Annotated in this window: 6 protein-coding genes; 3 read left to right on the top strand and 3 right to left on the bottom strand. The window is 60.8% G+C overall.

Annotated elements, in window-relative coordinates; all coding sequences use genetic code 11:
- Positions 1-17: 17 nt before the first annotated feature.
- Positions 18-668: a PEP-CTERM sorting domain-containing protein gene (locus WJU23_RS15870; RefSeq protein ID WP_346333579.1), complete on the bottom strand. Its 651-nt coding sequence runs from the start codon at positions 666-668 to the stop codon at positions 18-20.
- A gap of 28 nt (positions 669-696) precedes the next feature.
- The gene (locus WJU23_RS15875; protein ID WP_346333580.1) at positions 697-1,752 is read right to left on the bottom strand and encodes a TIGR02597 family protein; all 1,056 of its coding nucleotides are present in this window, start codon (positions 1,750-1,752) and stop codon (positions 697-699) included.
- Between the two features lie 324 nt (positions 1,753-2,076).
- On the opposite strand from WJU23_RS15875, the gene WJU23_RS15880 reads away from it, so the two are divergent.
- The 3 genes from WJU23_RS15880 to WJU23_RS15890 are packed head-to-tail and all read left to right on the top strand — an operon-like array spanning position 2,077 to position 9,232.
- A complete protein-coding gene (locus tag WJU23_RS15880; protein ID WP_346333581.1) occupies positions 2,077-6,879 on the top strand; it encodes a DUF1800 family protein in 4,803 nt (1,600 codons plus the stop codon).
- 43 nt (positions 6,880-6,922) lie between these two features.
- Positions 6,923-8,632 (top strand): DUF1501 domain-containing protein, encoded by a 1,710-nt coding sequence (locus WJU23_RS15885; RefSeq protein WP_346333582.1) that lies wholly within the window; start codon positions 6,923-6,925, stop codon positions 8,630-8,632.
- A gap of 18 nt (positions 8,633-8,650) precedes the next feature.
- Positions 8,651-9,232 (top strand): hypothetical protein, encoded by a 582-nt coding sequence (locus WJU23_RS15890; protein WP_346333583.1) that lies wholly within the window; start codon positions 8,651-8,653, stop codon positions 9,230-9,232.
- A 163-nt stretch (positions 9,233-9,395) separates the two neighbouring features.
- Here the strand turns inward: WJU23_RS15890 and proS are convergent, their stop codons facing one another.
- The gene (gene proS / locus WJU23_RS15895) at positions 9,396-10,910 is read right to left on the bottom strand and encodes a proline--tRNA ligase (protein ID WP_346333584.1); all 1,515 of its coding nucleotides are present in this window, start codon (positions 10,908-10,910) and stop codon (positions 9,396-9,398) included.
- Positions 10,911-11,051: the final 141 nt, after the last annotated feature.

Below are 11,051 nucleotides of genomic sequence, written 5' to 3' on the forward strand. Positions count from 1 at the left end.
TCCGCAGTCCCAGGATATCAAGCCCGACGCCGGCGGCGCATCATCAGACCGGCAAACCCCAGCAGCATCAGCATCATCCGGGAAGGCTCAGGGATGGCGCCGATCGTGCCATTGTTGGCGGTCAAGGCATTCGGATCCGTTTCTCCACCTAATGTAGGAGTCGCTGTCTGGATGGAATTGATCCCGCCGTCCAGCGGGGTGAAATACCCGCGATCGCCTTCTTCGATTTCATTCGTCCGGTAGAAACCGAACGGATCGCCGCCTTCATTGGTGCCTTCAGGAAACCAATACACTCCCAGCCTTTGATTCGTTCCCAGCAGGCCGTTCCAGACACTGTCGCTGGTGTTAAAGGCCTGGCTGGAGAAATCAAAACCCAGCAACCCATCTCCCAGATCCTGCGCCGTCGCAATCCAGATCGCCATGTCATCCCCCACGGTTGAGCCTGCGGTCAGTGAAAAGTTGGCCAGGTCAAAGTGGTTCACATTGTCGGTGTTCGGATCATTGATGCCGGCAAAACCGTCCCCGGCCGTGTCCACCACCAGCATGGCTTTGGATACCCCCGCAGTCAGGCCGGTGATTTCACCGATGCCATAGGTTAAAAGAAAGGTGGCCGCCTTGGCAGGCGCAACCGCTAACAAGATCAGGACAACCGCAGGGAGCACTTTCATGGTGATTCAATAAAAAAACAGGACAGGATTATTGGGTGACAGGCTGGTGGGTCCACAGGCTGGAGGCCCCGTCACCCGTCTTCGCTTTCCGGATGATGAAGCCGGATGCTGGCAAAATAAGGTCATCATCAGCCACCCGGTTGCTTTCCAGCGCGGACAGCCACTGCTGCGTCAGGGTGTTATAAAAATAAACACGGGACGGGATTTTGTTAATCCCGACAACAGCATGGTCGTACACATGCAACAGGTCTTTGCGGACGAACGATGTCGTGCCGCCGCTGCCCACAAACGCCCCGCTGGAAATCAGCTCCAGATCCTTCAGTTTGACCGGCACCGGCCGCAGGTTGCTCACCGGATTGTCCACGCCGGCATTGGCCTGGGTGGCCAGCACGCTCCGCACCGTCCAGGTATCCACCGCGCCGGCGGCTGCAAAGGTGGTGGCCGCATCCTGGCTGCGGTGGCGGATGATCAGGTACTGGTCCGGCTCCAGCCGCGGGTTCACGCTTGCATTTCCGTTCAGCGCATCCTTCCACCCGTCGCTTGTCTGATAGTACATGCCCCCAGGTGCCAGGTTGATCCCGGAACCGGTGAGGTTGGGAAACAACACCACTGTCCGCCGGCCAAAGCTCGTCGTATTGACGGACTGGTGGATGGTCTGGTTCCCCACCGGAAAAAGGTCCGCCAGAGTCCAGTAGGGCACCACGGCGATCCGGTCCCCTTCCACCACCCCGCTGAGGCTGTCACCTGCCAGGTCCAGGGTCAGGGCGCTGCCGGTATTCCCCGTCACTTCATAAAAAGCCCCGGCCTTGGAACCCGTGATGAACTTCACAAAATGCGCCCCTGACGTGACAAACTGGTTGGCAGTCCAGGCTAGCTCCCCTTGCGGCGTGACCGCACTCCCGCCCGCCGTGTCCACCGCTCCCAGAAAAGCCATCGGCCGGTTAAATGAAACCGACACATAGGTATCAGACCCGGACGGGCAGACCAGGCTGTTGAATCCCACCGGCGGAGTGGAAATCTCCTGGCCAGGACAGTGCAGGGAACAGGCAAGGGCAAAGATAGTCAGGAGCGGCAATCTTTTCATGGTCAGTCAGACAGGCGGATTGATTTTAAGTCGGTTTTTTCGCAGCGTGAACAAAAAGTGTAACAAAGTCCAGCGTGAAAAATCATCCGGCTGGGCATCGGCCTGGGGAAATATGCCTGTTCGATACATGTTTCTCAAAAATGAAAGGAATCCTCCTCCCAAGCCAGCCTTTCATCTTTGATAATCAACGGCCATCGCCCTCCAAGTGAGCGGGAAATTGGAGATTGACATATTTCGCAACTTTTTGTTAAAACTCCAATTTCATACGCCTTTCCTGCCTGCCGCCGGGGAAGCTTCTCCCGCATCAACCCGCTCCCAACCATCATGCATCGCGCCACCCCTTGGATGAATGTGAAAGCCCTGGCCGCCGGCTCAGTGCTGCTCGCCTTCTCATCTCCCCTGATTGCAGGCACCGACTACAACAACGACGGTCTCTGCGACATCTGGCAGCAGTTTTATGATGCCTGGGACCTGGTACCTGGCGGGGACGAGGACAACGATGGCTGCACCAACCTGACCGAAAGCATCGCCGGAACAAACCCTCGCAACCCGGCCGACTGCAACCGTGTGGGGGATGTACTCGTCGCAGGGAATTCTGTCGTTCTGAGCATCCAGTCAAAAGTGGGCAAGGGCTATCAGCTCATCAGCAGCAACACGCCCAGCGGCCCCACCTGGACCAACCGGGGAGATCCTGTCACTGGTGACGGCTCCGTACTCCAGTTCGTCACCCCCATGGACAGCGGCACCGGGCGTGCGTTTTACCGCATCCGCACCACCGACCAGGATACCGACAATGACGGTGTCAGCGACTGGGCCGAAGAAATCACCGGCACCAGCCCCACGCTCGCCAGCAGTCCCAGCAATGCCTCCGGCGGCACCGCCAGTGACGGTGACGTCATGGCCAGCCTCTTCGCCCTCAGCATGACCCAGCTCCCCGGCCAGGAAGACGCCCTGGAAAAGGAGGGCACCGCTGCCCGGCTCCGCCTCGTCCGCCCTGTGGATAAAAGCGGCGCACGACTCACCCTCGCTTTCACCACCGCCCCCAATCCTGACAGCACCAAAGGCTCCACCAGCGGCAATGATTACACCCTCGCCGTCAGCCAGGCAGGCGGCATGGTCACCGGCACCGCCACTGGCACCGTCACCATTCCTGCAGGAGCCAGTGAGATGGACATCATCGTCAACCCCGTCGCGGACAGCTCACCGGAAGTCCCCGAACTGCTCACCCTCAATGTCCTGAAACCAGGTATCGGCTCCGGCACCGTACCGCTCACCGGCACCGCCACCATCATTGATGCGGACCCCGCCGAGGAAGCCAACCGCACCCTCTTCGTCGCCTACCTGGGCCGTGAGGCCGGCGTCAACACCACCGCCACTGGCATCGCCACCGCGCTCGTCAATGGCGACAATGATGAAGCCGCCATCAGCCTCACCTTCAGCAACCTCACCTCCCCCCAGAACACCGCCTACCTGCGGGTGGACAGCGACCTGGAAATCATCAATGTCGGCTTTGGCCAGGTCAGCGGCAGACAGTGGGAAATCCGCGCCGCCCAGACCAAATTTACCGATCAGGCCATGCTCACCGCCCTCCACGCCGGCCAGCTTTACATCAGCGTCACCACCGCAGACAATCCCACCGGTGAAATCCGCGGCTACTTCAACAAAGCTGCCGGCTCCTCTGAATTCACCTTCAATTCCAATATCCATGACGCTCCCGCCCCGGGCAGCGAGAACTGGGCAAATCCAACCGCTGGCGCGCTGGAGCGTGACATCTGGCGCTTCCTCAACCAGTGCACCTATGGGGGCACAGAGGCCCTGTACCAGGAGGTCCTGGCCGAGGTCACGGCCGCCATCTCCGGCGGCGGCACCTACCTGGACGGCTACGAAGCCTGGCTGGACAAGCAGATGGATCCAGAGGAAACGCCGAATGCCAACCTCATGCAGCTTGTCATCGCAGCAGACAATGAGGAGTTCATCATGCGGGGGAACAAACCCATCTTTGCCGGAAATGACCCCAAGTTTGGCGGGGTCACCTACACCGTCACTTATGACACCTTTGGCAACCCCACCATCAACACGGCCACTGACGGCACCTACAACAACAACCACCCCTTTCACAATAACCGCCGCCGGGAAATGTGGACGCTCGCCATGGGGGCCAAGGCCCAGGTCCGCCAGCGCATGGCCCAGGCCCTCTCTGAGATCCTCGTCATCTCAGAAATGGACCAGACCGTCCAGGACCGCCACTACGCCGCAGCCAGCTATTGGGACATGATAGCCGACGGTGCTTTTGGCAAGTTCCGCGACCTTCTCGAAAAAGTCACCTACAGCCCCATGATGGGCATCTACCTCAGCCATATCCGCAACCGCGCCACTTACGTCTCCTCAGGCGTCACCATCCACCCGGATGAAAACTATGCCCGCGAGATCATGCAGCTCTTCAGCATCGGCCTGGTGCTTCGCCATCCGGATGGCAGCCTCGTCCTCGGATCCGATGGCCTGCCCATCCCCACTTATGATAACGATGACATCACCGAGCTGGCCCGCGTCCTTACCGGCTTCTGCCACGGCGTCCGCCATCAGGCGGTCAATATCCAGCGCTTCAACGGCCTCCAGATGACTGCTTCCAACAACCAGCGTGTAGGATCCAATCTGGAGGTCCAGGGCGGTGCCAACACTGCCGGCGTCAGCTTCACCAGCTTTGGTGAGGGCGGTGGGGATCGCTGGTTCCAGGGTCCCTGGATTTATCCCATGAAAACCCTGGGCCGTGTGGGCAGCACCGTTTACCACGATTTTGGGCAAAAGATTCTCCTGGAAGGCAAGCACGGCGAGACCCTGATCCCGGCCCAATCCCTGGCAGGCCGCACGGATGCCCAGACCCATGCCATGGTGGATGTTGATCTCAGGCTTGCCCACAACCTCCTTGCTGGCGACCCAACCTCCGGCAGTTACAACGGGCACAACAACACGCCCATCAACATCTCACGCTGGCTCATTCAGCGCCTCACCACCTCCAATCCCAGCGCCGGCTATCTCTACCGCGTTTCCAATGTCTATCGCAACAGCAATGGAAACCTCGGGGCCGTCATGAAGGCCATCCTGCTGGACTATGAAGCCCGCAGCCTGGAGCTGGCGGACACCTCCATCTCCCACGGCCGCATGAAGGAGCCCCTCGTCCACTTCATGGCCGTCTTGCGCAGCCTCAAAGCCAGCACGGGCCTCCCTCTCACCCATCTCCGGGACATGCAGGTGCCCTTCTCCTCCACCGACAGCATGAGCCTGCCCGGCTATTCCAAATCACTCCCTGCCGCCGAGGTGGACAAATACGTCTCAGGCACCACCCGCATCCGCATGCCGGACCAGACGACTTCCCTCGGCCAGTCCCCTCTGCGCGCCCCCAGTGTCTTCAACTGGTTCCTGCCGGATTATGTCGTGCCGGGTCCCATGGCTGAGGCAGGCCTCTTTTCTCCAGAAATGCAGATCGCATCTGAGACCAGTCTTGTCAACCGCATCAACCGGCTGTGGACCTTTACCTGGGCGTCCCTTGAGGGCATGGCCACCTTCCCCGGCACGGGCGTGGATGACATCATCAGCACCATCTCGTCCCGCGCCGGCCCCCAGGTGAAAGTCCTTCCTCCTGGAGCCACCGCTGTCGCCAATAACTTCCTCCCCCTCACCAATCTCACCTTCACTCCGTCCAACTGGAGTTCTCCTCAAACCGTCACCGTTGCGGCGGTGGATGACCTGGAGATCGAAGGAAGCCACTTCACTTCCATCTTTCATCGAGCCATCAGCACCGACGCGAACTACAGCAACCGCACCCTCCCCGCCATTGATGTTGCCCTCATGGACAATGAGGCAGGCGCGGGAGCCTCCGTTGTCCTCACGGAAACCGCAGACAGCACCCTCGTCGTCGAAGGTGGTGCCACAGACACCTATTCCCTTCATCTGACGGCCGCACCCGGCTCCAATGTCACCGTCTTCGCCCGCCCGATGGTCACCGGGGCCAACAATGCCACCCAGGTCACCGTCTCCCCGGCCAGCCTCACCTTCACTCCGGCCAACTACGCCACCCCGCAGTTCTTCACCGTCACCGCGGTGAATGATACAACCAATGAAGGCCCCCATGTCGGCATCATCGGCCATCATATCGAGACCGCTGATGCCATCTACACCAGTGTGCATGCGCCCTCCCTCCAGGCCACTGTCGCGGACAATGAACAGAGCACCAGCGTCGCCATCACCCAGACCCAAAACAGCACCATCGTTCTGGAGGGCGGCTACACTGACACCTTCCGGGTGACGATGAGAAGGACCCCGACGAGCACCCTCACCTTCACCCCGGCCGCCAACAGCCAGGTCAGCCTCTCCCCCTCCACCCTGACATTCACTTCTGCCAACTACAACATCCCCCAGACCGTCACCGTCACTGCCGTGGATGATGCCGTCATCGAGGGCACCCATAGCACCACCATCAGCTACACCTCCAGCGGCGGCGGATACAGTGTCAGTGCCAATGTCCCCGTCACCATCAATGACAATGACGGTGGCGGCGTCACCATAGTAGAATCCGGCGGCACCACCACCGCCACGGAGGGAGCCGCCCTTACCGGCCTGGACAGTTACACCATTCGCCTCAACAGCCAGCCCACCGCCAATGTCACCGTGGAGATCACCCCCCAGCGGCACACCGCGCGCATGTCCAACCATGCCAAAGCCATGGGCTACTTCGCCAGCGACCTCCCCGCCAGCAACCTGCAAAAGGACACCGTGCTCCTGGATTACTCCGATCTGATCAGCCTCTACAACACCACCTTTCTAAGTGCCGGCGGCATCTCTGGCACCAGCAGCAACAACACCGCCGCCCATTTCGCAGCCACCGTTGCCATCGTGAACAAATTTGACCTGTGGTGGTGCGGCGGCCAGCTCCAGGCCCAGCTCCCCGATCTCACCCTGGAGGACCTGGCAAACCCGGCCATCGTTCATTCCCGCAAGTCCATCGTCGCCGCCCTCCTTTACGGATACAGCACCACCCAGGGCACAGGCACGCCTAACAACATCCGCGACCGCTGCCGCATCGCCGCCTATCTCGTCAGCATCAGCCCCCAGTCCTTCACCGCCAGGTAAACCGCCCGCGATTAGCGCCTCTCCCACTCTTTCCGCACCTGCCATGAATCCTTTCATTCGTAAAACTCCGGACCGCAGCAAGCCCAACCGCCGCGACTTCATGGTCCAGTCCGGCTGCGCCAGCCTTGGCATCACTAGCGTCGTCAATACCCTGGCCCATTTAAAGCTCATGGGCACAGCGGCTGCCCAGGGGGCCGGCACCGGGGACTACAAGGCCCTCATCTGCATCTTCCTCAACGGCGGCACGGATACGAACAACCTCCTCATCCCCCTGGCCGGCGGAGCCCGCACCCAGTATGAAAGCGGGCGCGGCGTCCCAACCTACGCCGGTGGCAATGGCGGCATCGCCATCCCGCTCGCAGACATCGTCAGTGCAGGCACCCAGCTAGCGCCCATCAATCCCGTCTCCGAATACGAATACACCTCCGGATACCTTGGTGCTGACGGCAATGGAAACCGCCTGGCCGTGCATCCGGGCGGCATCCACCTGAAGACCCTCTTTGATAACGAAGAGCTCGCCTTCATTTCAAATGTCGGCGTCCTCACCCAGCCCAACGTCACCCGCGCCAACTTCACCTCCCTCCCCCCTTCCCAAAAACCGCCCCAGCTCTTCTCCCATTCCGACCAGCAGCGCCAATGGCAGTCTTCCATCCCGGACAAACCCTTCACCAGCGGCTGGGGCGGCCGCCTGGCAGACATCCTGGACAGCACCCACAACACTGACGAGGATGCCCTCGCCATGATGGTCTCCATCAGCGGTTTGAACAGCTTCCAGGTCGGCACCCAGCAGCAGCCCTATGTCATGGGAGCTGCAGGCGTCACCACCCTCAGCGGCTACGGCACCAACTATACTAACGGCCTCCTCTCCCTCACCCCCAAACCCTTTTCCGGATACGATCCGTTCAAGGCCCCCAATGTCGCCGGCACCAATTACAAAAACACCTCCAACGGCTGGCGCCTCGCCGCCCTGGAGCAGATGCTCGGCATGAGCCACGCCAGCCTCTTTGACGAGGCCTACATCAACGTCTCCAAAAACGCCCGTGTCACCGAAGGCCTCATCGGCCAGGCCCTCTCCATCACCGATAACGGTGAAGGCGGCACCACCCTCGACGAGCATTTCATCAGCGCCTATGAAGGCAGCGGCATCAACGGCCTCACCGATGGCTTCGCCCAGCAGATGCGCATGGTCTCACGCCTCATCGCCGGTAACAGCGTCCTCAATAACAAGCGCCAGATCTTCTTCGTCCAGCTTGGCGGCTGGGACACCCACGTCTCCCAGATCCCCGTGCTCAATAACGTCGCCCGCACCGACCAGGGCTACCACCGCCTCCTCCTTGGCCTCTCCTGCGCCATCAAAGGCCTCCGCGACAGCGTCGCCTCCGTCGGTCTTTGGGACAATGTCATGGCCTTCACCGCCTCCGACTTCACCCGCACCTTCACGCCTAACAAAACGGATGCTACCGGTGGTTCGGACCACGGCTGGGGCGGCCACATGATGGTTATGGGCGGCAAGGTCAAAGGCAAGCGCGTCTTCGGCCAGTTCCCCAACCTTACCACCAACGGCGGCATCGATGTCCAGGGCAACCGCGGCCGCTGGATCCCCTCCACTTCCGTGGACCAGTACGCCTCCGTCATCGCCAAATGGTTCGGCGTGGATTCCGGCCAGATCGGCACCATCTTCCCCAACCTCTCCCGCTTCACCGATCCCTTTTCCCCCGCCGGCAAGCTCGACTTTGTGGACTATAGCGCCTGACCGGTGCAGATTTCTACCATGTTTTCGCTTCCCAAGCGCCCCGGTCCTTACATCCTCGCGCTCCTCCTCATCGTCCTCGGCATCCTCACCACCTGGATGCTCCGGGTGCTCACGGACCCCGCCCTCCAGAAAGCCGCCCAGACCAAAGCCGGCCGCACCCCGCCGCCACCGGATCCCGCCCTCCAGCTCATCCCCGCCAGACCAACGCTGGCAGACACCACCGCCACAGACCCTGTCATCGTGGAACTGCACCAGGAGATGACCCGGGAGGACACCTCCCCGGAAAGAGAGCTGGAGATCATTCAGGACCTCCTTTCCCAGCATAATCGCGCGCTTGGCCCCGGAACCTTCGGCGACAACAACGACGTCACCCGCGCCCTCGTCGGCGATACCGGCGACGGCATCTGGCTCCCCCGCCAGTCCCCCCGCATCCGCAACGGCGAGCTCCTCGACCGCTGGGGCACCCCCTACTGGTTCCACGCCAACGGCGAGAACAGTATTGAAATCCGCTCCGCCGGCCCCGACAAAAACCTCTTCACCTCTGACGATGTCATCCTCAACGAAAGCCCCGCCGGCCTCGGCGCCACCCCGGAGCAGTGAGACCGCAGCAGTACAGTACTCATCGCTCTCCGAGTGATGCGATCCAGAACCACCGCCGCCCTCTTCCCTTTCCAATCGCGAAGCTCCCATTTAGGTCCCTCGCGATCTTAGCGCCCATACCCCTCACTCGGAGAGTGTGGAATACAGTACCGCCCTCTGCCTCTCAATAGCTCTTCGCAAAAACCACGCGCTTGCTGCTCGGTTTCCCCGTCATAAAACACTTCCCTTCCTCCGCAAATTCATCGCTGAGCGGCACACAGCGGATCGTCACCTTCATGTCTTTGGCGATCTTGTCTTCCTCCTCATTGCTGCCCGCCCAGTGCATCAACGCAAAGCCGCCGGGGCCGCTGTCCGCAAAGAAGGCCTGGAATTCCTCCATCGTGTCCATCTTCTTCATGTTCGCGTTCCGCATTTCTGTGGCCCGCGCCAGCAGCGCATCCTGGATCTCCTGCAGTTTCTCCGTCACATCGCGCAGGAAGTCCTCTTTGCCGATGATCTCCTTCGCCTTCGGTCCCTGGTCGCGGCGGCTCACAGCTACGCTCCGGCTGGTGATGTCGCGCGGTCCCATTTCCACCCGCATCGGCACGCCTTTTTTAATCCATTCCCAGTTCTTCGCCCCGCCTTGCAGGTCGCGCTTGTCCACATGCACCCGCAGCGGCTCCCCGCCAAAGACCTGCGTCCGCAGTGTCTTCGCCAGTGCCTCGCAGGCATCAATGACCTCCTGCCGCGTATCCGGCTTCGGTGTCACCGGCAGGATCACGATCTGATACGGAGCCACCCGTGGCGGCACGATCACCCCGTCATCATCCCCGTGCGCCATGATCAGCGTGCCGATCAGCCGCGTGCTCACACCCCAGCTCGTCGTATGGGCAAACTGGCGCGTATTGTCACGGCCCAGGAACTGGATGTTGGAAGCCTTGGCAAAATTCTGCCCCAGGTAATGGGACGTCCCCGCCTGGATCGCCTTCTTGTCCTGCACCATCGCTTCAACGGTAAAAGTGTTCACCGCACCGGGGAAGCGCTCATTCTCTGTCTTCTCCCCAGGGATCACCGGGATGGCCAGGTGGTTGCGCAGAAAGTCCGCATACACTTTGTGCATCAGCTTGGTCTCTTCCATCGCCTCCTCATACGTCTCATGCGCCGTATGGCCTTCCTGCCACAGGAACTCAGCCGTGCGCAGGAACAGACGTGGCCGCATCTCCCAGCGCATCACATTGGCCCACTGGTTGATCAGCAGCGGCAGGTCACGGTAGCTCTGCACCCAGCGCGCAAACGCCGCGCCAATGATCGTCTCCGAGGTCGGCCGGATCACAAAAGGCTCTTCCAGCTTTCCCGTCGGGATCATCTTCGTCGTCCCGTCCGGCTGCTTCTGCGCCTCCAGCCGGTGATGCGTCACCACCGCACACTCCGTGGCAAAACCCTCCGCATGCTCCGCTTCCTTCTCCAGGTAGCTCAGCGGGATCAGCAGCGGGAAGTAGGCATTCACATGCCCGGTTTCCTTAAACTTCACATCCAGTTGCTTCTGGATGTTCTCCCACAGCCCATAGCCCCACGGCTTGATGACCATGCATCCCCGCACCTCCGAGTTCTCTGCCATGTCGGCAGCACGGACAACTTGCTGATACCACTCAGGAAAATCTTTCTCGCGGGTCGGGGAAATGGCGGGGGCTTGGCTCATGATTGGATGCCCACAGTAAGACCATTCAGCCAACGGTCAACGTCCCCGTAAAGTACTCATCACTCTCCCAGTGATGCGATCTAGAAAGACCGCCACCCTATTCCCTCCAATTCCTTCAAATCATAAATCACCCCCACCCCC

The organism is Prosthecobacter sp. SYSU 5D2, from assembly GCF_039655865.1.
Lineage (GTDB): Bacteria > Verrucomicrobiota > Verrucomicrobiia > Verrucomicrobiales > Verrucomicrobiaceae > Prosthecobacter.

Excerpts from the sequence above, each read along its gene's own strand:
- WJU23_RS15890 (WP_346333583.1), top strand. The coding sequence starts at position 8,651 with ATGTTTTCGCTTCCCAAGCGCCCCGGTCCTTACATCCTCGCGCTCCTC.
- WJU23_RS15870 (WP_346333579.1), bottom strand. The coding sequence starts at position 668 with ATGAAAGTGCTCCCTGCGGTTGTCCTGATCTTGTTAGCGGTTGCGCCT.
- WJU23_RS15885 (WP_346333582.1), top strand. The coding sequence starts at position 6,923 with ATGAATCCTTTCATTCGTAAAACTCCGGACCGCAGCAAGCCCAACCGC.
- WJU23_RS15875 (WP_346333580.1), bottom strand. The coding sequence starts at position 1,752 with ATGAAAAGATTGCCGCTCCTGACTATCTTTGCCCTTGCCTGTTCCCTG.
- WJU23_RS15880 (WP_346333581.1), top strand. The coding sequence starts at position 2,077 with ATGCATCGCGCCACCCCTTGGATGAATGTGAAAGCCCTGGCCGCCGGC.
- proS (WP_346333584.1), bottom strand. The coding sequence starts at position 10,910 with ATGAGCCAAGCCCCCGCCATTTCCCCGACCCGCGAGAAAGATTTTCCT.